Genomic DNA, 20,724 nt, shown 5'->3' with positions numbered 1-20,724 from the left:
ATTATCTATCCTACGAGAGATTGGGACAAAATTGTGTTTTTTTCTTATCAAAAATTTTCGCTTAATTTCATTAGCTTGTGAATAACATCTTCAACCACTCTGTCAGGAGTTGAAGCCCCCGAGGTAATGCCTACACTAATATTTCCCTGTTCAAGAAAGGTTGCCTCAGTTAGCAATTCACCTCCTTCTAGTGGCATATGGGTAATGGTATTAGTTTCTTCACCAATTCGCTCTGGAGTATCAATATGAAAAGAACGAATTCCACGACTTATTGCGATTTCTTGAAGATGAGTTGTATTAGAAGAATTAAATCCGCCAATTACAACCATAAGGTCTAAAGGTTCATCAACAAGAGAAAACATTGCTCCTTGCCTTTCTTCAGTAGCATCACAGATGGTATTGATAGCTAGAAAATGTTCATTCAATTGGGCAGGGCCAAATCTTTTCAACATTGTTTTCTCAAACAATCTTCCAATTTCCTCAGTTTCGCTTTTTAACATTGTGGTCTGATTAGCAACTCCAACTTTTTGCAAATCCTTATCCGGATCAAAGCCTGCTGAAGAGGCTTTTGAAAATCGATTTAAAAAATCTTCTCTATTACCTTTACCTAAAATATAATCTGCAACGTATTTCGCCTCTTCAAGGTCGAATAGCACTAGATAAGTCCCTGCAAAAGAGCTGGTAGCTAAAGTTTCTTCATGTTTATATTTGCCATGAATAATTGATGTAAAAGTATGTTTTTTATGCTTTTCAACTGTGTGCCAAACTTTTGAGACCCATGGGCAAGTCGTATCAATGATGTGACAACCTCGATCATGTAATAGTTGCATATCTTGCACCGTTGCCCCAAATGCAGGAAGAATGACAACATCTCCATCTTTAACTCCGGAAAAATCTTTAATCCCTTTCTCTTCCGCTATGAAAAGAACATTCATTTTCCTTAAATGATCATTGACAGAAGGATTATGAATGATTTCGTTAGTTATCCATATTCGTTCATTGGGATAATGTTTCCTTGTCTCGTAAGCCATGGCAACTGATCTTTCTACTCCCCAACAAAATCCAAACGCTTCTGCAAGTTTTACTTTTAATCTTCCATGCTCCAAAAGATTTCCATTTTCTCTAATCGATCCAATCAATCCACTTTGATAGGCTTCAGCAAGGGCTTGTGCTCGCTTATTTGCTGAACCAAATCCTCTTCGGTTATACCTATCTGATTTATGAAGGGTTTGCTTGAAGGCTTGAGTATCCATTTCAATTAAATAATAAAAAACAAATGGATAGAAATCTCATCACTATTAAACCACACTAAAAAAGCCCAGATATGTTCCGGGCTTTTTTAGATTAAATGTAAGACAACTAAACAAGGAAACTAGCTAGAGGCAAAGTCAGGATAAGCCTCCATTCCATGCTCTCCTATATCTAGGCCCTGTATCTCTTCTGCTTCGCTAACCCTGATACCTCCAAAGAAGCCACCAATAATTTGCCAAGCAAGCCAACATGTAACAACAGTCCAGATACCATAAGCAGCTGCACCTAGTGCTTGAATTAAGAATTGGTTAATTCCTCCTCCATTAAGAAGACCAATTCCTGCAGCACCTGGGTCCATTCCATCAACCCCCCAAAGGCCGATAACAACAGTTCCCCAAACGCCGCAAACACCGTGAACTGAGAAAGCACCAACTGGATCATCAATACCTGCCGAATCTAAGGCAGCTACTGAAATAACCACAATAATTCCACCAACTGCACCAGCAAGCCAAGATCCAGCAAAAGTCATGTTGCCGCATCCAGCAGTGATACTAACTAACCCAGCAAGAATGCCGTTTATGATCATAGTTAGATCAGGCTTACCAGAAGTAATCGTAGAGAATACAGTCGCTGCAATCGCTCCACCAGCTGCTGCCAAAGTTGTTGTTACTGCAACATAAGCAACATATTGATCCATAGCCAATTCAGAGCCTGGATTAAATCCATACCAACCTATCCAAAGGATTAGTGCTCCCAAAGTAGCGATAGCCATGTTGTGACCAGGCATGGCCTGAGCTTTGCCATCAACGAATTTACCAATACGAGGTCCGAGAAGCATCGCCCCAACAAGTCCTGCCCAACCTCCAACAGAGTGAACAATAGAAGAACCTGCGAAATCAATAAAACCAAGTTGAGATAGCCAGCCACCATTCCACTGCCAGCTCCCAGCAATTGGATAAATGAAAGCAGTCAATACTAGGGAGAAAACAACAAACTCACCAAACTTGACTCTTTCAGCTACCAGTCCAGAAACGATCGTTGCAGCGGTACCTGCAAAAGCAGCTTGAAAAAGGAAATCAACAGCTGGAACAAGTTGTGAACAATCTTCCTCAAGGCCAGCGGCACAAGCTAATGCCCCAGAAGGATCGGGGTCAACAAAAAGGCCATTAAAATAAAGCCAACCGTCAACTACCGAGCCGCCATACATTAGAGAATATCCAATAACCCAATATGCTGTAACGGCTAAAGCAAAGACAAATAAGTTTTTAGCAAGAATGTTCACCGCATTTTTTTGACGGCACATACCTGCTTCAACCATTGCAAATCCTGCGTTCATAAAAATAACGAGGATAGTTGCCACAAACAGCCAAAGGTTATCTGCCAAGAAAGAAGCGGCCTGAGCCCCAGTTAAATCACCCAGGCTCACTTCTGCACGGGCGGAAAAAGTGAACACTCCTAAACCAAGGAGTGCCAAAGGAACTGTGGCTAGCCAGGTCAATGATTGACTTCGTCTTAAGCCTCGAATACTTCTTAAAAGAAGCATTGGACCATTTAAAAGACTTGCGTCTTGAAGACGAGAATTAGTTCGCCTTGGTGGCGATTGCAAAGCAGTGGTCATAAATGATGCTTACTGCGAAGAAAAGAATGGATATTTAATCCAAAAGTTTTACATTTATGAATATGCACGCAACACCGGAACTAAAGTTGTACGTGTTGATACAGAAAAAGACTTTGATATTTAGAAAGAGTATTAACTAATACATTATCCTGATGTTCATTAAATAACTTTTGCTTCTCAAATAAAAAACAAAATAATTCAGTCACGGCCTAGATAATATAGATTACATATAAAACAGTCTAACTAAGGGTCCTAAATAATATAAATGCATTTATAAGGTTCTATTGAAACCTCCTAAAAGGCTTTACCCCCTCCCATGTGATGTGATCATTGAAGAAACCAAACGAGCATGGAATCACTTCTATCCCATTAGACAAGGCCTCTCTAAAAAGATCGCCATATTGTGGATCAGCAGAATCGGCAGGTGCAAAAATATCCATATCTGACCTGCTAATACAAGGAATTAATACTGCTCTCGATTCAGGGCAAACACCAATTAGCTCTTTCAGATGTTTTTGGCCTCTTGTAGTTACAGTATCAGGAAATAAAGCCAATGAATGATCGCACCATGTTGTGTTTTTAACCTCTATGTAAATTTTCCTATTATCTAAATTGCTGGATTTTGGCTCAAGCAATAAATCGATTCGACTTTTACCTTCAAAACCATATTTAACTTCAGGCTTGATATTGGCTATCAAACCCAATTCCTTCTCTAAGCAATTGGCTTCAATTAAATTCCTAATTAATTTATTAGGCAAAGATGTATTGATACCAACCCAGCATCTCCTCTCCTTATTATGGCTTGGTACCTCAGCTTGCTCCCAAGACCAATCTAATTTACGTTTAGGTGAAGGTGAATACTTAAGCCTGACTCGACCACCAGGCCGCAAAACCCCTCTCATTGGTCCTGTATTTGCACAATGGGCAGTTACAACTTCTCCACCATCCAACTCTATATCGGCCATAAATCTCTTATATCTCTTAATTAAAACCCCCTCTAAAAGAGGTGGAAACTCAATAATGGGTTTTCCAGTTTTTATCACTTAATTAACATCCAATAAAACAAGAACTACAAAATATTTTAAACAAAACAGCTTCTTATTTTCAAATCTAACATGTCTAAATCAATAAAAGAAATTGCCTTCGTCGTCAGTCTAGGGACTTTATTGAGCAAATTTGGAGGCATGGTAAGGCAATTAGTTATTGCTGGTGCTTTTGGAATCAGTGCTGCATATGATGCCTATAATTATGCTTACATTATACCTGGTTTTTTCTTAGTTCTTTTAGGAGGTGTTAACGGACCATTACATAACTCAATGGTTAGCCTATTAGCAGAGAAAAACAAAGTTGAGAGTAAATTATTTATCAATTCAATTAATAATATTTTGTCACTAATATTATTAATTTTAAGTTTATTTGTTTTCTTTTCCTCTGATCTATTAATTAATCTAGTCGGACCAAATTTAACCCCAGAAATAAAAGAGATCGCATCGTCACAATTAAAAATAATGTCTCCGATAATCTTCATGTCTGGATTAATAGGCATAGGATTTGGATCATTAAACGCCAAAAAAGAATTTTTAATCCCCTCTATAGCTCCATTAATATCAAGTCTATTGATTATAATTTCGATATCAATCTTTTGGATAAGCAAAGAAAACACAACCGATATATCTCAATTAGATCTAACAGGAGGAATGATTCTCGCTAAGGCAACATTAATAGGAGCTCTAACACAATATCTAATTCAAATACCCTTCTTAATTAAAAAAGGTATATTTGCAATAAGTTTTTCAATCAAATCAAAATATTCCGAAATAAAAAGAGCATGGAGAATGATTGCTCCTGCATCACTTTCTTCAGGAATGATTCAAATTAATGTATTTACTGATTTATTCTTCGCATCAAAAATAGTAGGCGCAGCGGCCGCACTAAGTTATGCAAACTTTCTAGTACAAGCTCCTCTTGGAATATTATCAAGTACAATTTTAATTCCATTATTGCCTGTTTTTGTAAGTTTAAAGGCAAGAGAAAATCATATAAAATTAATAGAAAAGATTCATCAAGGATTGACACTTTCTATGGGCTCTATGATATTTTTAGGATCTATATTTATTTCACTTTCCACTCCAATTGTTGTATTATTATATGGAAGAGGGGCATTTAATCAAAATGCAATAGACATCGTAAGTCAACTGTTAATTGCATATGGTATTGGAATGCCTTTTTATCTATCTAGAGATCTATTAGTTAGAGTTTTTTATGGCATTGAAGATGCCAAAACACCATTCAGAATTTCAACCATAGCAATATTTCTAAATTTATTTTTCGACTGGTTTTTAATAGGTGGATCAAGTCCTTGGGGTGAACTTTCACCTTTGAATCTAGGTGTAAATGGATTAGTATTATCAACTACATTTGTCAATTTTTTTGCATGTATACTTTTACTATTAAAATTAAATGAAAAATTAGAAAATTTCAATTTATCCAGAATACTCTTGGACAATCTTAAAATTATTTTAATAGGTTTTATTTGTGGAATTAGCTCATTTTTTATTTTTAAAATAATTGATTTACCTTATGGATTTTTATCTTTATTATTGAAAGTTTTAGTCTCTTCTGGAATAACTCTGACTATATTTAATTATTTAGCAACTATTTTTAAGATTGACCACATAAATTATGTAAATAAATTTTTAAAAGAAAAATTTATTCGTCTTTAAGAAAAACATCTTTTTCTGATCTAACTTTTAGAGGGATTTCCAAACAGTTCATTTCATCAGTCTTCACTCCACTTACTGAGAGAATTCTTGCTTCGATACCAAACTCTTGAAAAGCTATTTCCATCTCTTTAATTAATTCCTTCTCAACCTGAGCATCAGCATCGGTAACTTTACCTATAAGTCTCTCACCCAAACGTCCAATTCGCTGCCTTACAACATCTCTGGCATTAGTCACTTGAATTATTAACAAGAGCAATAAAGCAATTGATCAAATCTTATCTGCAATAGGGTTCTAAAATCTCTTCAAGGTCAAAAAATTGATTTGGTGGAATTAATCTTGATAATGGCAATATAGTTTTGCCTCCACCAAGTTTCACTTGAATCCCTTCAAGACCTTTTCTAGCTGCAGTATTTGCACCTTGGTCAAAGTAAGCCTGACATTCGATAGCCAAGTCCTTTGCAAGGCCAGCATCTCCTAGATAAAGGTTCCAACTTCCAACTTGAATAAACAATCTGTCAGCTACAGAGACAGCTAGCTCATTAATTTGCGATGAATCGATAGAAGTGGACATAAAAAGATAGGTTTTTTCCTATTATCAATGAGCTTAGATAGAAATTTGTTGCTTTCTCAAATTGAAAAAATTAATGAGGGAATAACTTTTTAGCTTTCACAAGCAAATTTCAATGAATTTTCAGACAAATATACAAACATTTTTTTTTTATTCTTTGGGAGTTGATCTGATATTGTTTTTTTGTGCGCCTGTAGCTCAGCGGATTAGAGCATCTGACTACGGATCAGAGGGTCGGGAGTTCGAATCTCTCCAGGCGCGTTAAAAAATATGTAAATCCTTATATAAATAGAAAATAAGAGAAAGTTTTCCCTAATTGGACTAAACATACGCTTACCATCACAACACAAATAAAAGGATAAAGTGACCATTAAATCTTCTTTGTTGGAATGTGATCCAAGTATTGCAAAACTAATAAACAATGAATTATCAAGACAAGAAACTCATTTAGAACTTATTGCAAGCGAGAATTTCGCCTCAAAGGCTGTAATGGAAGCCCAAGGATCAGTCTTGACAAATAAATACGCTGAAGGTCTCCCCAGCAAACGTTATTACGGAGGATGTGAACATATCGATGAAATTGAAAAGTTAGCAATAGAAAGAGCAAAAATTCTTTTCAGTGCCAATTGGGCAAATGTCCAACCGCACAGCGGAGCACAAGCAAACTTTGCAGTTTTCTTAAGCCTTCTAAAACCTGGTGACACAATCATGGGAATGGACCTGTCTCATGGAGGACACCTCACACATGGTTCACCTGTCAATGTCAGTGGCAAGTGGTTTGAGACATGCCACTACGAAGTTGATCAAAGGACCGAAATGCTTGACATGGATGCAATCAGAAAACAGGCAATTAAAAATCAACCTAAACTAATCATTTGTGGATTTTCGGCGTATCCACGGAAAATTGACTTCCAGGCTTTTAGATCAATAGCTGATGAGGTAAATGCTTATTTATTAGCTGATATCGCTCACATTGCAGGTTTAGTTGCAAGCGGTCTGCACCCAAACCCAGTCCCATATTGTGATGTAGTTACAACAACCACTCACAAAACTCTTAGAGGCCCAAGGGGAGGACTAATTCTCTCAAAAGATGAAGAGCTTGGGAAAAAGCTCGATAAGGCAGTATTTCCAGGTACTCAAGGAGGTCCATTGGAACACGTAATAGCAGCTAAGGCTGTGGCATTCAAAGAAGCTTCTGAATCGGAATTCAAGATCTACAGCCAAAGAGTAATCTCAAATGCACAAGTTCTTTCTAAACAACTACAAAAAAGAGGTATTTCAATTGTAAGCAAAGGTACTGACAATCATATTGTTCTTCTTGACCTTAGAAGCATTGGAATGACAGGTAAAATTGCTGATCAGTTGGTTAGTGATATCAAAATAACTGCGAACAAAAATACTGTTCCTTTTGATCCCGAGTCCCCGTTTGTTACGAGTGGACTAAGACTAGGTTCAGCAGCCCTTACAACTAGAGGTTTTGATGAACAAGCCTTTGAGGATGTAGGCAATATCATTGCCGATAGACTGCTTAACCCGCATGATGAAGACATAAAGGAACAATCAATCAAAAAAGTATCTGAGCTTTGCAACAAATTTCCTTTATATAGTGAAAACATCTAAAGAAATTAAGATAGACAAAAACAATCCATTTGGAGCAGAGATTTTATGCATTGGGAGTGAACTTCTTCTAGGAAACATTGTTAACACTAATTCTCAATGGATCGCAGAGCAATTAGCAATTTTAGGTATTCCACATTTTAGACAAACCGTTATTGGAGATAATCCTGAAAGGTTAAAAGAAGCAATACTAGAGTCATCTAATCGATCTCAACTTTTAATCACAACTGGTGGTCTTGGACCAACACCAGATGATATTACGACAAAAATAATTGCTGATTCTTTTAATACGTCCCTGGAACAAAGAGATGACATTTTAATTGAATTAAAAAACAAAATGAAGAATAAAGTTAGAAAATTGTCTAAAAGTCAGAAGAAGCAATCTTTTGTCCCCAAAGGGGCAAAAATTATAAACAATTATTCAGGCACAGCACCGGGTATAATTTGGAGTCCAAAAAAAAATTTTACAATACTTACTTTTCCTGGGGTCCCAAGTGAATTAAAAGAAATGTGGGTAAAAGAGGCTTCAAAGTGGTTAATTAGTAACAATTTCTCAAAGGAAGTTATCACTAGCAAAGTATTACATTTTGCAGGTATAAGTGAATCTCTACTAGCAGATGAAATCCCACATTTACTTAAAGCAACCAACCCTACTGTCGCAACTTATGCAAGCACAGGGGAGGTAAAGGTAAGAATCACAGCCAAAGGAGATAATATTAAAGAAAATAATAGATCTATAAAACCAATTGAAGAAGAATTAACTCAAATAACTGGATCAAAATGCTTTGGTAAAGACAATACGACTCTTGAAGAAGTCGTAATTAAATTATTACTTAGCAGAAAAGAAACAATTGCTGTTGCAGAATCATGTACCGGAGGTGGTATTGGTTCTAAACTCACAAAAATTCCTGGATCTTCAAAAATTTTTTATGGAGGCGTCATCGCATATAACAATTCAATCAAACAGAACATATTAGAAGTCCCTGAAGAAATAATTAATACCTATGGAGCAGTCTCAAAGGCAGTTGTTGAAGCAATGGCGAAAGGCGTCCAAAAAAAATTCAAAGTTAACTGGGCTATATCTGTCAGTGGTATTGCAGGGCCCACTGGTGGCAGCGAATTAAAACCAGTTGGTTTAGTAAATTTTTGTATTAAAGGTCCGAAAACCCTTATTACATGGGAAGAAAGATTCGGATCTAATAAGACAAGAGAAGATATTCAAAAATTAAGCGTTTTAAATGCTCTTGATAGATTACGTTTATCTATAATCATGGAAAATTAATTCCTAATTATTGTATTTGAAATTTGAGTTCTGGAACCCTCTACGACAAAGTTTGGAACTTCCATCAGGTAAAAGAACTGCCTGGGGGGTCAACTCAACTTTTTATTGGCCTTCATTTAATTCACGAAGTTACGAGTCCTCAAGCTTTCTCCGCTCTTGATGAAAAGAATCTTGAAGTCAAGTTTCCCAATCTCACAGTCGCAACCGTTGACCATATAGTCCCAACCTCAAATCAGCAACGTCCTTTTAGCGATCCTCTTGCAGAGGAAATGTTGGCAACTTTAGAAAAAAACTGCAAAACTCATGGGATAAAATTTCACGGAATTGGAAGTGATTCGCAAGGTGTAGTTCATGTTATGGCTCCAGAATTAGGTTTAACCCAGCCTGGCATGACAGTAGCTTGCGGAGATTCACATACCTCAACTCATGGAGCATTTGGAGCAATCGCATTTGGCATTGGAACCAGTCAAGTTCGAGATGTTTTAGCCAGTCAAAGTTTGGCAATGAATAAACTAAAAGTAAGAAGAATATGGGTAGATGGTGCATTACAAAAGGGAGTATATGCAAAAGACCTAATTCTTCATATCATTCGTCATCTTGGAGTTAAAGGAGGAGTTGGATTTGCATATGAATTCGCTGGACCTGCAATAGAAAAGCTATCAATGGAGGGGCGAATGACTATATGTAATATGGCTATTGAGGGTGGTGCGAGATGCGGTTATATCAACCCAGATGAAACTACTTTCAGATATATTAAAGGGAAAAAACACGCACCCAAAGGTGCAGAATGGGATAAAGCTGTTTCTTGGTGGAAAAGTTTAGCTAGTGATTCAAAAGCGACATTCGACGATGAGATTCAATTAGATGGATCATCAATAGAACCAACTGTTACTTGGGGTATAACACCTGGGCAAGGAATTTCAATCAAAGAAACAATTCCAAATCCTGAGTTTCTTCCACAAAATGAGCAACAAATCGCTAAAGACGCATGCAAATACATGAATCTAAAACCAGATGAACCCATTGAGGGGAAATCAATTGATGTTTGCTTCATAGGTAGCTGTACCAATGGAAGATTAAGTGATCTCCAAGAGGCCTCTAAAATTGTTAAGGGTCATTCAGTCGCTACAGGCATTCGAGCATTTGTCGTTCCTGGTTCTCAAAAAGTCGCTAGGGAGGCGAAAGAAAAAGGAATAGATAAAATATTTCTCAAAGCAGGTTTTGAATGGCGAGAACCAGGTTGCTCAATGTGTCTGGCGATGAACCCTGACAAACTTGAGGGAAGACAAATCAGCGCTAGTTCAAGTAATAGAAATTTCAAAGGAAGGCAAGGCTCTGCAAATGGGAGAACCTTGTTAATGAGCCCTGCTATGGTTGCTGCTGCTGCAATAAATGGGAAGATTACAGATGTAAGAAATTTCCTTTAAGAGTAAACCTAAGAATAAACTTATTGAAATATGAAACAAGAGTTCCCAAAAGGTGAAATCAAATCAATACAAGGCCGTAGCTTTACAATTCGAGGCGATGATATTGACACTGATAGAATCATTCCTGCAAGATTTCTCAAATGTGTAAGTTTTTCCGCCTTAGGAGAACAAGTCTTCGCGGATGATCGAAGAGAGCTAAATGGTAATCACCCATTCGATCTTGATCATAATAAAGGAGCCAATATTCTTATTGTTAATGATAATTTTGGCTGTGGTTCCAGTCGTGAGCATGCACCCCAGGCTCTTATGAGATGGGGGATAAGATTAATTATTGGGGAAAGCTTTGCTGAAATTTTCTTTGGGAATTGTCTTGCTCTCGGCATACCTTGTCTAACAGCCACAAAAGACAAAATAGTTAAATTGCAAAACCTAGTTGAAAAAACTAGAAATCAAATCTGGAATTTTAATCTTAAGAATCTATCCATTTCTAATCAAAAAGAAACATTCAAACTTAATCTTGATGAAGGCCCCTACAACATGCTTTATTCTGGCAAATGGGATGCGACCTCTCAACTACTAGATGAAGAGGAAAAAATAAATAAAACATTTAATAATCTACCCTATCTAAATAATTTCAAATTAGACGTCTAAAATACTGGTCTAACAGAATTACTAAATTTGAATCCATTTAAACGAAAATATATTCCTCCTGCATCATTATTGGGATGATAGTAAATTCCGAATTCATAAGCCCTTCTATGACATAAAAGGCCAATCTTAGTATCATAATATTCCCCATAATTCTCTGAATCATTATCAATATTTAAATTAGAACTAATATCAAAAATTATTGGTCCATACATTTGTTGCATAAAACCTATATTTAATGTTCGCAAGTCAACCGCATTATCAAACTTAAATGGACTATTTCCAGATTTAAGTTTGACACCTGGCATAACAAATAGTTTTGTATAATCAAGAAAATTTCGCTCTAACTTCCCTAATCTAATTTCAGGACCAGCACTGAGCTGTAGAAAACTCTGATCGCTAACATCTTCATATTTAAAATAAGCAGTATTAATATTAGTTCTAAAAACTAATTCAGGATTAACTAAAATAGGAGATAAAAGCATCTTTCTATTCTGATCAATGTTTTTTCTATTACTCTTCCATATTTGATATTCACTGTCTAAAGAAGCAAAAAAGCTAGTTCTCCAGAGACTATTAATTTTAGTATTTTTAAGTACTTCTGCTTCGTATTTAGCAGATCCAAATCGAATATTTAAATTTTGTTTCCCTTTAGCAGCTTCAAAAGAATAAGTCTTATCGAGAAAACCTCCATATGCTGATTTAATTTCAGTTTCTCCTATTGTTCCATTCCACGCTCTAGACCTATAAGTAGTAAAAAAATTAAAACTCGATTCATCTAGAATTGGCAATGTAAAATACTTTCTCAAAGAGGATGAATGTCTAAGACCACTAAAAATCCTTTTTGTATTTAGTGTACTCAGATCATTAACACTATCAAAATCCCAATCCTTATAACTTGCATTTACTTTTATATTCAAACCAAACATATCCGAAAATTTTACATCTTTACCTTCTTGACCTTTATCACTATCGTAACTATATGTTTTATCTAAAAAAGTTCTACCAATTAGAAACTGCGGCTGAAACTGAAGTTCTAAATTATTAGTTAGCTTTGTTTTATTACCTCTTCTTATTAATACTAATCCATCACGATCTTTACCATCAAAGATTAAACTAAGTTTTCTCTTTTTTTTCGTCCCTTTAAATATTCTTTTACCAATGGAAATTTTCGTTCTATTTTCAAGAATTAAATTGGTTTTAGAGGTTGTAATTAGTAATTCACCTTCATCGTCTTCTTCTGCTATAACGTCTATTCCCACAAAGGCAATTTGATGAGGTTCTAATGGATCATTCGTAAATACTATTCTAGTAGATTTCCAGCCACTATCATTAATAGTTATTAAATCAGATTTAAACCTCCAATTATTAATAGACCCTTTTGATTTATCTGATAAAGTAATTTTATTTTTTGGCACTTTAATATTGCCAAAAACAAATTCTATGCCATCATCATAAGTATTTTCAACTATATTATTAGAACTATTTTCATTTGTTATTTCATTTGAATTAGTATCGAGTTTTAAATCTTTCAAAACGTTTTTAATATCTAATATCCCGTATACATTTTTAATACTTCCTTCTTGCTTTAATAGATTATATTGAAATTCCCTACCTCTAAAATATTGCCTTTTTTTGCTAAATCTAATATTACCTTTAGCAATTACAACACCAGTTGATTTATTATAACTCAGCGAGTCAGACCTTAAGATCCAACCATTTATTATTGCCTTAACGTTTCCCTGGGCTATATAAATATCCTGATCGTAATCATATTGCTTATCCGAGAAAATCTTGAGAGTTAAAAAAATATTTTCTTTTTGCTCTTCTTTTAAATTTTCTAAAGGTGGTTTTTTATGAGTATTAATTGTTAAATTTTCAAGAAGATTATCTTTCCCAAAAGCAATGTCAAAAAAATAGGAGAATGTGGTAAACCCAAGGAAACCAAGGTTTACAAGAAATAAATATTTTCTCTTCGCCGCCAAATCATTTAAGCCGACGAAAAGATAATACTGAAAAAAGAAATTACAGGAGCTTGTTTAGTCCAGTAATTAGCGTGTCATTTTTTAATCCTGAGGACTTTCCAAATCCTTTCTATTGGGAGTCCTTGTTGGATCACTTGCCAAGAAACCAAATAAAAAGATCCCGACAAAGAAAAAGACGACCGTATAAACGGAAATCTTGAGGGCAAGCATGAATCCTAACCAAGTAATTAGAGGTTAAACCTATCCTATGAAGTCAATAACTCCAATGAAAAAAGCAAAGGTGTTACAGACTTTTGGAAACTGGACAAGTTTTTCAAATTCGATAAAGCCTAAAAAGTCAATCAATGCAAGGCATATAGAAAGAGAGATCAACTTTTTCCCCGTTCAAATTTCTCAAATCCTTAACTTTCCTTATTTTTTTAATTTATCTAGTTCTTTTTCTTTTTCAGCTTTTTTCAGCTTTTTTCAGCTTTTTTCAGCTTTTTTCAGCTTTTTTCAAAGCATAATTCTCAAATATCAGATTTTTTTAGGTCATTCCATCACAAGTTTCTACAGTCTCTTCTTCTTTTGGACAAGTTCTCATACAATATCTTGACTCATACAAATCTGAGCTAAGAGAACCGACATGGGACAAAAAACAGCACTTGGATCTTTGCTTAAATCCATTGGCAATTCTGGACAAGGAAAAGTTGTACCAGGATGGGGAGCAGTACCCGTAATGGCTTTTATAGGAGTTTTGCTACTAATTTTTCTAGTGATTATGCTCCAAATTTATAACCAATCACTTCTCCTACAAGGTTTCTCTGTCGACTGGAACGGCTGAATTGATTAAATTCTGAGTAGTTGAATTTCGCTCATGAATATTTTTGGGGTTGGTTTACCTGAAATAGCTGTTATTGCTGGATTAGCACTTGTTATTTTTGGTCCAAAACGTCTTCCTGAACTTGGCAGAACTATTGGTAAAACTCTCAAAGGTCTTCAAAGCGCCTCTACAGAATTTGAGCGTGAAATCAAAAACGCCATGACAGAAGAAGAGTCTTCAAATGAAGACATTTTGGAGAAAGAAAACTAATTTCTCCAAAATCAAATAAGTATATTTAACTTTTAGAATCAACAAAGATTCTAGCTACTTGATATGTTGGGCAATAACATAAAATTATTAGTTGGCTTAGGAAATCCGGGAGTTGAGTACCAGAAAACTCGACATAATGTTGGTTTCATGGTTTTAGAAGAGATTTCAAAGAAAAATAATTGCTGCTTTCGTGAAAACAAAAAATTATTTGGGAGGACTTGTGCTTATGGCTCAGGTATAGAACAAACAAGACTCTTAATGCCTAATACATTCATGAATGAAAGTGGAAAATCAGTTAGATCAGCAAAGGATTGGTTTAATTTTGAGAATCATCAATTAATAGTCCTAGTAGATGATATGGATCTACCTCTAGGGAAAATAAGAGTCCGCTCTAAGGGGAGTTCAGGAGGTCATAATGGATTGAAAAGTATTATCAAACATCTTGGTACTGCTGAGTTTAAGCGATTAAAGATTGGGATAGGACCCCCAAGCGAGATTCAACGAGACAGAAAATCTAAAACTGTATCTCATGTATTAGGTAGATTTTCAAATGAAGAATTTAAAGTGTTAAATTTGATCATTCAGGAAATTATTAGTTGTATTGATTCAATCACATCAAATAATTGGGAAAAGATAACTACTCGACTAAATTCTTACAAGCCTGAAAAATCATAACTGTTTGAGAATGAATAACAAACCATCAACTACTGCTTATCTTCAAATTCATAAGCAATGCTTTAATCAAAAAAAGGTTGAAGGAATTGTTCGTGCAGGGGATTTCGAATGGAGTTTTATTTGGGCTTTTCACAGTGGACAACTTTTTGTAGAACCACCACTTGGAAGAGCCTTAATAAAAGATGCCTTAGAACGGTATTTAGTCAAAGCAGATTACAAACTTGAATCTGGCGGAGATTACATTTTTACAGTTAGGGCCAAATTTTAATATCTAGTTTCTCGGGCCAAATCAATGAAGATTTTAAAAAATCTTCCAATAAAATCAAAGCGACAATGGCATCAAGATTTTCAGGAGGGAAAAGGATTTCTTTAGGAAGCCAACGAATAAAATAATTTGGAGGCCAAATTTCCCAATATCTAAACCTTGCTCGTAAAGTTGATCCTTTTTCATTTACATAATTTAGATCAAAAAATTTTTTTCGTTTTAATTCATTCTTTATATACTTACAATTTGTTCCATCACCAATGATTATCTTACTAATATCATAATCTTCATTCCAAAACGAAACTAAATCAGAAAATTTATTTAACGAAGTTATCCCTGCTTCAATTACTTTTCTGGACTTAATATCAGCCAACAATAAGCCACATTTTTTATTACCCGGATCTATTGATATATAAAAACTCATTTAATTCTTACTTCTAATAATTTCTTCTAAGGACTTTAGTTCTAATGATACAGAGACTTTATCTGCACTTTGATGAGTATCAACAGCTCTAGCAATTATTTGAAATTCTCCCTTTTTTTTACCAACTAGATACTTTCCTAAATTATTAATTTGATTAGCATTAATTTGCAACTCAGAACTTAACGATCCTCGTCGCCGAACCTCTGCCAAAGTTGAAGCCATTAAAAGATTAATCTTTTTACTAATAGATTCAGAGTCAGAATCAGATAAAGATATGTTTTCTAAAGCAATAACCTCTCCTTTCCTTGTAATAATTTTATTTAATGTGATCTCGGGAAATGCATAAACATAATTTTCACCTCTAAGTATATTACCTGCTGATTTAATTCTAACAACCCAACTTCTGTTATCAGATATTTTACTCTCAAGCTTTTCAATATCATCTTTACGAACTAATAATATCCTTCTATAATTAGATTGATTTATTTTTACTAAATTAAAAGCATAAAGATTAGCTTGCTGCAATAAACTTTCGATAATTTTTTTTATATCACTATTTTTATTTAATTTAATGGTCTTAGTTACTAAAGTCTGGCCACTAGTTATTACTACATTTCCACTTCTAAAAGCATATAAATTCTTTTCTAATTTTTTTAATTCTTTTTCACTATCTATAATCTTTTCTCGAATATCTTCTAATTGAAATAATCCGACTCTTAAATCCCTATCAAATAAAATCATTGTTGCGAAAGAGATAGCACTAATAATACTTCCAGTAAAAACAGTTATTAAAACAGCTGTACTTTTTGGTCTTAATTTAAAGATACTTAAACGAGCCTTCCCAACTCTAGAACCTAAGCGATCCCCTAGAGTAGAAAGTATTCCACCTAGGATTAATATTAAAAGAATTTTCAGCCAGACTGTCACAGAAAGAAAGAAGAAGTGGAATTAATCAAACCTCCTAAACCTTAGTATGTAATGGCCTTCAATTAAATCTTTTTGCTAAGGCTATTGGATCAAATATAGTTATCTTTTTCCTATCTATTGCCAATAATGATGAACTTTTTAACTCACCAAGTAGTCGTGTAATAGTTACTCTGGTCGAACCAATAGCTTCAGCAATAGCTTGGTGAGAAAGTCTTAAGTCAATTGTTACCCCTTTTTCCCCAGGTACACCAAAGTCCCTGCACAAAACCAGCAAAAAACTGGCAAGCCGAGAAGACATATCTCTGTGAGTTAATGTTTCAATCATTGTCTCAGTTTGAAGTACTCGACTTGATAGCCCTTGTAGAAGAAGCAAACCAACCGAAGCATCTTGCTCAATTGCATTCCTTACCGAAGTTGCCGGGGCCGCTACAAGTTCCACACGAGTAAATGCAACTGCATGATAAAAACGATCTGATCTATTCCCTGTCAATAAAGATAAAACTCCGAAAAGACTATTTTCTCTCAATAAAGCAACTGTAATTTCTTCACCTGTTTCATATACCCTGCTCAAGCGAACAGCACCACGCCTAATCAAATAAACCCTTTCTGCTGGATCACCAGGAAAAAAAATTGTTTTTGACCTATCTACGACTTCAGTAGAGACTCCATCTAAAGACTTAATTACGTCCAACAACGTGTTAGTTGGAGGCAGAGAATTTGATGATGAATTAACAGCCATATGGCTATTTTTTTTCTGGTTGAAACGGGTAAAGCCACGAAAAGAAGTGACCATATTTAATTGATCGTTCTGAGAACATTAATAAGTTGAGAAAAAACGATATGTAGCTATGGCGACTTTTTTCACCCTTAATCCCCATCTCAATTTCTTTCCTCGTTTAATTCTACTATTTAAAACCCGCATGCTTAAAAATAAACTTGAAAAGTATTCAAACAATTGATCTGTAGATTTAAACCCCTTCAAAGCTCCGAAGAATCTTAAAAGTTAAAAAATTTTACCTCATACACCACAGATGGTGTTCTTTGGTTGATTACAAATTTTAAAGCGCTAGATTAAATTTACGAAGTTAAGATCGAATTTGAGATGAATGCAGGATCAAGCATCAATACTCAACGAGAGGATTTGTCATTAGCCAAAGGGCCTTCTCTCAGGGCTCTTCCAGATAGAAACCCTTTACAACTAGTTAAAACACAAGGCCAATTACAAATACACACCTCTCCTTTTAGAGGTAGTTTTTCTATTGTTTTAAGCGAAGCGCTGCGATCTGCAGGCTTGGGAAGCAAAGTTTTAATATCTCAATTCTTGAAAGGCGGAGTCAATCAAGGTCCCCATGGAGCAGTAAATCTTTGTGGTCGACTGGAGTGGCTAAGACCAGCTATTGAAACTTGCTCACCTGGAGAGTTGCCAGAAGAAAATTTATCTTTTAAGAAAAAACATGAAGAGAAAGCAATTAAAGAACTATGGGGATTTTGTAAAAAACGTATAGTTGAAAAAAAGTTAGACAAAATCGTACTTGATGAAATTGGTATGGCAATTAGCCTTGGTTTTATAGAAGAAACTGATTTAATTTCTATGATCAATAACCGCCCATCATCTACAGATATTATTCTTACGGGACAATCAATTCCTCCTAAAGTGATTGAGATGGCTGATCAAATTACCGAATTACGCTGCAATTAAATGTTAAAGAACGATCGTTGGATTTCACAGCAAGCTTCTTTAGGAATGCTTGAACCATTTCAAGAAAAACTAATAAGGCATCTTGAACCTGAATCAAAAAAATCACCTGTTTTAAGCTTTGGATGCTCATCTTATGGATACGATTTGCGTCTATCCTCAAAAGAATTTTTAATTTTCAAGCATGTTCCAGGAACAGTAATGAATCCAAAAAAATTTAATCCTGCCAATCTAGAACCTACCGATTTAAAAAAAGATCAGGATGGCAAGTATTTTATTTTACCTGCTCACTCTTATGGTCTTGGAGTGGCATTAGAGAAAATGAAAGTGCCGCCAAATATTACTGTTATTTGTCTTGGTAAAAGTACTTATGCTCGCCTAGGAATAATTGTAAATACAACGCCTGCAGAAGCAAGCTGGGAAGGTCATCTAACACTTGAATTTAGTAACAGTTCTGGGGCGGACTGCAGGATTTATGCTGATGAAGGAATTTGTCAATTACTTTTCTTTGAAGGTGACCCTTGTGAGACAACTTATAGCGATAGGCAAGGCAAATATCAACATCAACAAGAAAAAGTGACCTTAGCAAAAGTTTGAATATGAGCCTTGTTCAATTAATAACTTCTACACCAGATGCTGAGAAAAACATGGCGTACATAGCCAGAGTTAGTAATCCAAAAAATCAAGATAATGAAGATTTTAGTAAATTATTGGCATATTGCATCAAAAATGAACATTGGAGCGTCTTTGAGCAAGCTTATATGACTTTACAAATAGAAACCACGAGAGGAATTGCAGCACAAATATTGAGACATCGATCATTTACTTTTCAAGAATTCTCGCAACGTTATGCAGATAGTGGAGCGCTTGGAGAAATACCCCTACCTGAATTGAGAAGGCAAGATAATAAAAATAGACAAAATTCCATTTCAGATTTATCAGAAAAAATTATAAATCAATTTAATGAAAAAATTAAACGTCAATTCAATCTAAATAAACAACTTTACGAAGAAATGCTAGAAGCAGGAATAGCAAAAGAATGTGCGAGATTTGTACTTCCGCTTGCTACACCAACTAGGATTTACATGACAGGTTCATGCCGTTCTTGGATTCATTACATAAATCTACGAACTGGCCATGGGACCCAAAAAGAACATATGGATATTGCACAAGAGTGCAAAAATATTTTTTCGCAAGAATACCCAGTAGTTTCATCAGCTTTAAATTGGCTCAATTAACCATGTTTTCTCGGAGCTTCAGTTTTAATAATGTTATTAAAACTCTCCTCCCTAGAGAAAAATTCTGATGACAAATTGCTTGAGTTTGATTCTTTAGTAAAAGATGGTAATTTTGAATTATTAATTAAAGAGATAAATATTTCATTAAGTTCATTATATTTTCTAACCCCTAATGAAAACCCCTTCATAACACCCTTATCATCAAAAAAAATCAGCTTAGGAATACCATTAACATCATATTGTTCAATCAAATCAATCCATCTAGAATTATCAACATTCAGTAAAACAATGTCGACTTTATTGTCATTTTGTTTTTTTGCATCAATCATATCTGGAGCCATCTCCTTACAAGCTTCACACCAATCTGCATAAAATTCAAAAACCGTAGGTTTTCCATTTGACAAGGCATTTTCAGGTAATAGGGAACTTTTAGCCAATCGATCAAGCATTGCATTTTCTTTAAAACCATTGCGAATAAAGAGTAAAGCAATCACTAGAGAAAAACTTAGAAAAGCTAAAAAATATTTTTGAAAATCACTAATGTCTTTGCCTTCACTAGTATTATCTTTCATAATAGATAAGAATTCCTATAGTTAATTATATATAAAATTCTTGAATTCAAAAAGCATATGATTATTTTAATTATAAATCACCTTAATTTATGAATAGAGCACTATTTCTAATATACATTGCTCTATATATTGGCAAATTCTGCTTAAGAACAAATGATTCCCTGTCTGTTATTACCTCGTAGGGATTTTTTTCAAGCCATTTGAATCCTTTCAAAACTCTTCTATCAAAATAAATACTCTCATCAATAATATTAGTCATATATTCAATTAGTTTAGATATATCGCTTTGAATGAATAGTTCACCATCCTTACTTATAGATCGTGCAATCGAATTAAGAAGACTTTTTGTTAATACTCTCCTTTTAAGATGTTTTCGTTTAAACCAAGGATCTGGGAATTGAATCGAAACTCTTTTTAATTGATTAAGATCTAAATCCAACAACCATTCATCTAAGCTAATATTCACATTGCAATATAGGAATTTTAAATTTAACAATCCCAATTGTTTTCTTTTTCTTTCAGATGAACTAACAAGGGGTTCTCTTATCTCGAGCCCTAAAAAATTCCAATTGGGATATTTTGATGCCAATTCTATTAAGAATTCTCCTTTAGCAGAACCAATATCCAAATGAATAGGATCATGAGAATTCTTGAAAAGAATAGAATTACTTGGCAGTGATAATGGTAACTGAAAAAAATGGCTTAGAGGATTTACATGCTGTCTCACAAATGAAG

The 20,724-nt window shown here is 34.7% G+C and carries 24 protein-coding genes and 1 tRNA gene; 13 read left to right on the top strand and 12 right to left on the bottom strand.

Annotated features, from left to right (window positions below):
- Window positions 1-47 precede the first annotated feature (47 nt).
- The 3 genes from AC6EIY_RS09585 to sfsA all read right to left on the bottom strand — a co-directional run bounded on the left by AC6EIY_RS09585 (window position 48) and on the right by sfsA (window position 3,912).
- Window positions 48-1,253 carry a 4-hydroxy-3-methylbut-2-enyl diphosphate reductase gene (locus tag AC6EIY_RS09585; RefSeq protein ID WP_498506681.1) on the bottom strand — a complete coding sequence of 402 codons (1,206 nt, stop codon included), beginning with the start codon at window positions 1,251-1,253 and terminating at the stop codon, window positions 48-50.
- A 119-nt stretch (window positions 1,254-1,372) separates the two neighbouring features.
- Window positions 1,373-2,869: an ammonium transporter gene (locus tag AC6EIY_RS09580; protein WP_498506680.1), complete on the bottom strand. Its 1,497-nt coding sequence runs from the start codon at window positions 2,867-2,869 to the stop codon at window positions 1,373-1,375.
- Between the two features lie 281 nt (window positions 2,870-3,150).
- A complete protein-coding gene (gene sfsA / locus AC6EIY_RS09575; protein ID WP_498506679.1) occupies window positions 3,151-3,912 on the bottom strand; it encodes a DNA/RNA nuclease SfsA in 762 nt (253 codons plus the stop codon).
- A gap of 72 nt (window positions 3,913-3,984) precedes the next feature.
- On the opposite strand from sfsA, the gene murJ reads away from it, so the two are divergent.
- Window positions 3,985-5,592, top strand: a complete 1,608-nt coding sequence (gene murJ, locus AC6EIY_RS09570; protein ID WP_498506678.1) for a murein biosynthesis integral membrane protein MurJ — start codon at window positions 3,985-3,987, stop codon at window positions 5,590-5,592.
- Here murJ and AC6EIY_RS09565 read toward each other — a convergent pair.
- Entirely contained in the window at window positions 5,579-5,827 is a 249-nt protein-coding gene (locus AC6EIY_RS09565) for a cytochrome-c oxidase (RefSeq protein WP_498506677.1), read from the bottom strand. The two genes, murJ and AC6EIY_RS09565, sit on opposite strands and share 14 nt — an antisense overlap.
- 40 nt (window positions 5,828-5,867) lie before the next feature.
- Window positions 5,868-6,164: a DUF3181 family protein gene (locus AC6EIY_RS09560; RefSeq protein WP_498506676.1), complete on the bottom strand. Its 297-nt coding sequence runs from the start codon at window positions 6,162-6,164 to the stop codon at window positions 5,868-5,870.
- Between the two features lie 184 nt (window positions 6,165-6,348).
- Between AC6EIY_RS09560 and AC6EIY_RS09555 the strand changes: the two genes are divergently transcribed.
- From AC6EIY_RS09555 to AC6EIY_RS09535, 5 genes are all read left to right on the top strand, one after another.
- A tRNA-Arg gene (locus AC6EIY_RS09555) sits at window positions 6,349-6,422 on the top strand.
- 123 nt (window positions 6,423-6,545) lie between these two features.
- Window positions 6,546-7,781, top strand: a complete 1,236-nt coding sequence (gene glyA / locus AC6EIY_RS09550; RefSeq protein WP_498508210.1) for a serine hydroxymethyltransferase — start codon at window positions 6,546-6,548, stop codon at window positions 7,779-7,781.
- Window positions 7,768-9,060, top strand: a complete 1,293-nt coding sequence (locus tag AC6EIY_RS09545; protein ID WP_498506675.1) for a competence/damage-inducible protein A — start codon at window positions 7,768-7,770, stop codon at window positions 9,058-9,060. Before glyA ends, AC6EIY_RS09545 begins: the two co-directional genes overlap by 14 nt.
- Window positions 9,061-9,083: 23 nt before the next feature.
- Window positions 9,084-10,487: a 3-isopropylmalate dehydratase large subunit gene (gene leuC / locus AC6EIY_RS09540; RefSeq protein ID WP_498506674.1), complete on the top strand. Its 1,404-nt coding sequence runs from the start codon at window positions 9,084-9,086 to the stop codon at window positions 10,485-10,487.
- Between the two features lie 30 nt (window positions 10,488-10,517).
- On the top strand, window positions 10,518-11,138 hold the full coding sequence (locus tag AC6EIY_RS09535; protein ID WP_498506673.1) for a 3-isopropylmalate dehydratase small subunit: 621 nt from the start codon (window positions 10,518-10,520) through the stop codon (window positions 11,136-11,138).
- Here AC6EIY_RS09535 and AC6EIY_RS09530 read toward each other — a convergent pair.
- Together AC6EIY_RS09530 and AC6EIY_RS09525 are read right to left on the bottom strand one after the other, a co-directional pair.
- The gene (locus AC6EIY_RS09530; RefSeq protein WP_498506672.1) at window positions 11,135-13,120 is read right to left on the bottom strand and encodes a DUF3769 domain-containing protein; all 1,986 of its coding nucleotides are present in this window, start codon (window positions 13,118-13,120) and stop codon (window positions 11,135-11,137) included. The genes AC6EIY_RS09535 and AC6EIY_RS09530 overlap by 4 nt on opposite strands.
- Before the next feature lie 81 nt (window positions 13,121-13,201).
- The gene (locus tag AC6EIY_RS09525; protein WP_011294252.1) at window positions 13,202-13,330 is read right to left on the bottom strand and encodes a photosystem II reaction center protein I; all 129 of its coding nucleotides are present in this window, start codon (window positions 13,328-13,330) and stop codon (window positions 13,202-13,204) included.
- Window positions 13,331-13,745: 415 nt separating this feature from the next.
- Here AC6EIY_RS09525 and psbH point away from each other — a divergent pair, with 415 nt between their 5' ends.
- The 4 genes from psbH to AC6EIY_RS09505 all read left to right on the top strand — a co-directional run bounded on the left by psbH (window position 13,746) and on the right by AC6EIY_RS09505 (window position 15,135).
- Window positions 13,746-13,943, top strand: coding sequence for a photosystem II reaction center phosphoprotein PsbH (gene psbH, locus AC6EIY_RS09520; RefSeq protein WP_110859863.1), 198 nt, complete (start codon window positions 13,746-13,748; stop codon window positions 13,941-13,943).
- Window positions 13,944-13,976: 33 nt separating this feature from the next.
- The gene (locus AC6EIY_RS09515; protein ID WP_413389751.1) at window positions 13,977-14,192 is read left to right on the top strand and encodes a TatA/E family twin arginine-targeting protein translocase; all 216 of its coding nucleotides are present in this window, start codon (window positions 13,977-13,979) and stop codon (window positions 14,190-14,192) included.
- A 63-nt stretch (window positions 14,193-14,255) separates the two neighbouring features.
- Window positions 14,256-14,867 (top strand): aminoacyl-tRNA hydrolase, encoded by a 612-nt coding sequence (pth, locus tag AC6EIY_RS09510; RefSeq protein ID WP_498506671.1) that lies wholly within the window; start codon window positions 14,256-14,258, stop codon window positions 14,865-14,867.
- A gap of 10 nt (window positions 14,868-14,877) precedes the next feature.
- Window positions 14,878-15,135: a DUF3146 family protein gene (locus tag AC6EIY_RS09505; protein WP_498506670.1), complete on the top strand. Its 258-nt coding sequence runs from the start codon at window positions 14,878-14,880 to the stop codon at window positions 15,133-15,135.
- Here the strand turns inward: AC6EIY_RS09505 and AC6EIY_RS09500 are convergent.
- Genes AC6EIY_RS09500 through ntcA form a run of 3 tightly spaced genes read right to left on the bottom strand, consistent with a single transcriptional unit; the run spans window position 15,119 to window position 17,222 of the window.
- Entirely contained in the window at window positions 15,119-15,556 is a 438-nt protein-coding gene (locus AC6EIY_RS09500) for a RuvC family protein (RefSeq protein WP_498506669.1), read from the bottom strand. The two genes, AC6EIY_RS09505 and AC6EIY_RS09500, sit on opposite strands and share 17 nt — an antisense overlap.
- Window positions 15,557-16,483 carry a DUF3084 domain-containing protein gene (locus tag AC6EIY_RS09495; protein WP_498506668.1) on the bottom strand — a complete coding sequence of 309 codons (927 nt, stop codon included), beginning with the start codon at window positions 16,481-16,483 and terminating at the stop codon, window positions 15,557-15,559. It lies immediately after the preceding gene.
- Between the two features lie 58 nt (window positions 16,484-16,541).
- Window positions 16,542-17,222 (bottom strand): global nitrogen regulator NtcA, encoded by a 681-nt coding sequence (ntcA, locus tag AC6EIY_RS09490; RefSeq protein ID WP_498508209.1) that lies wholly within the window; start codon window positions 17,220-17,222, stop codon window positions 16,542-16,544.
- 363 nt (window positions 17,223-17,585) lie between these two features.
- Between ntcA and AC6EIY_RS09485 the strand changes: the two genes are divergently transcribed.
- Genes AC6EIY_RS09485 through thyX form a run of 3 tightly spaced genes read left to right on the top strand, consistent with a single transcriptional unit; the run spans window position 17,586 to window position 19,417 of the window.
- A complete protein-coding gene (locus tag AC6EIY_RS09485) occupies window positions 17,586-18,182 on the top strand; it encodes a cob(I)yrinic acid a,c-diamide adenosyltransferase (protein ID WP_498506667.1) in 597 nt (198 codons plus the stop codon).
- Complete coding sequence (gene dcd / locus AC6EIY_RS09480; protein ID WP_498506666.1) at window positions 18,183-18,776, top strand: dCTP deaminase; 594 nt, start codon at window positions 18,183-18,185, stop codon at window positions 18,774-18,776.
- Between the two features lie 2 nt (window positions 18,777-18,778).
- A complete protein-coding gene (gene thyX, locus AC6EIY_RS09475) occupies window positions 18,779-19,417 on the top strand; it encodes an FAD-dependent thymidylate synthase (RefSeq protein ID WP_498506665.1) in 639 nt (212 codons plus the stop codon).
- On the opposite strand, the gene AC6EIY_RS09470 is transcribed toward thyX, so the two are convergent.
- Window positions 19,414-19,989 carry a thioredoxin domain-containing protein gene (locus tag AC6EIY_RS09470; RefSeq protein ID WP_498506664.1) on the bottom strand — a complete coding sequence of 192 codons (576 nt, stop codon included), beginning with the start codon at window positions 19,987-19,989 and terminating at the stop codon, window positions 19,414-19,416. The genes thyX and AC6EIY_RS09470 overlap by 4 nt on opposite strands.
- Window positions 19,990-20,071: 82 nt before the next feature.
- A complete protein-coding gene (trmB, locus tag AC6EIY_RS09465; protein ID WP_498506663.1) occupies window positions 20,072-20,716 on the bottom strand; it encodes a tRNA (guanosine(46)-N7)-methyltransferase TrmB in 645 nt (214 codons plus the stop codon).
- Window positions 20,717-20,724: the final 8 nt, after the last annotated feature.

It is taken from the genome of Prochlorococcus sp. MIT2304 (assembly GCF_059772405.1).
The sequence above is the reverse complement of the archived record's forward strand: the minus strand, read 5'-3'. Positions and strand labels throughout refer to the sequence as shown.

What these genes read in the sequence shown, in the direction of transcription:
- AC6EIY_RS09585 (WP_498506681.1), bottom strand. Translation starts at nt 1,253, where the DNA reads ATGGATACTCAAGCCTTCAAGCAAACCCTTCATAAATCAGATAGGTAT.
- AC6EIY_RS09500 (WP_498506669.1), bottom strand. Translation starts at nt 15,556, where the DNA reads ATGAGTTTTTATATATCAATAGATCCGGGTAATAAAAAATGTGGCTTA.
- AC6EIY_RS09525 (WP_011294252.1), bottom strand. Translation starts at nt 13,330, where the DNA reads ATGCTTGCCCTCAAGATTTCCGTTTATACGGTCGTCTTTTTCTTTGTC.
- thyX (WP_498506665.1), top strand. Translation starts at nt 18,779, where the DNA reads ATGAGCCTTGTTCAATTAATAACTTCTACACCAGATGCTGAGAAAAAC.
- AC6EIY_RS09560 (WP_498506676.1), bottom strand. Translation starts at nt 6,164, where the DNA reads ATGTCCACTTCTATCGATTCATCGCAAATTAATGAGCTAGCTGTCTCT.
- dcd (WP_498506666.1), top strand. Translation starts at nt 18,183, where the DNA reads ATGTTAAAGAACGATCGTTGGATTTCACAGCAAGCTTCTTTAGGAATG.
- murJ (WP_498506678.1), top strand. Translation starts at nt 3,985, where the DNA reads ATGTCTAAATCAATAAAAGAAATTGCCTTCGTCGTCAGTCTAGGGACT.
- psbH (WP_110859863.1), top strand. Translation starts at nt 13,746, where the DNA reads ATGGGACAAAAAACAGCACTTGGATCTTTGCTTAAATCCATTGGCAAT.
- AC6EIY_RS09505 (WP_498506670.1), top strand. Translation starts at nt 14,878, where the DNA reads ATGAATAACAAACCATCAACTACTGCTTATCTTCAAATTCATAAGCAA.
- AC6EIY_RS09485 (WP_498506667.1), top strand. Translation starts at nt 17,586, where the DNA reads ATGAATGCAGGATCAAGCATCAATACTCAACGAGAGGATTTGTCATTA.
- AC6EIY_RS09515 (WP_413389751.1), top strand. Translation starts at nt 13,977, where the DNA reads ATGAATATTTTTGGGGTTGGTTTACCTGAAATAGCTGTTATTGCTGGA.
- AC6EIY_RS09580 (WP_498506680.1), bottom strand. Translation starts at nt 2,869, where the DNA reads ATGACCACTGCTTTGCAATCGCCACCAAGGCGAACTAATTCTCGTCTT.
- AC6EIY_RS09535 (WP_498506673.1), top strand. Translation starts at nt 10,518, where the DNA reads ATGAAACAAGAGTTCCCAAAAGGTGAAATCAAATCAATACAAGGCCGT.
- pth (WP_498506671.1), top strand. Translation starts at nt 14,256, where the DNA reads ATGTTGGGCAATAACATAAAATTATTAGTTGGCTTAGGAAATCCGGGA.
- AC6EIY_RS09470 (WP_498506664.1), bottom strand. Translation starts at nt 19,989, where the DNA reads ATGAAAGATAATACTAGTGAAGGCAAAGACATTAGTGATTTTCAAAAA.
- ntcA (WP_498508209.1), bottom strand. Translation starts at nt 17,222, where the DNA reads ATGGCTGTTAATTCATCATCAAATTCTCTGCCTCCAACTAACACGTTG.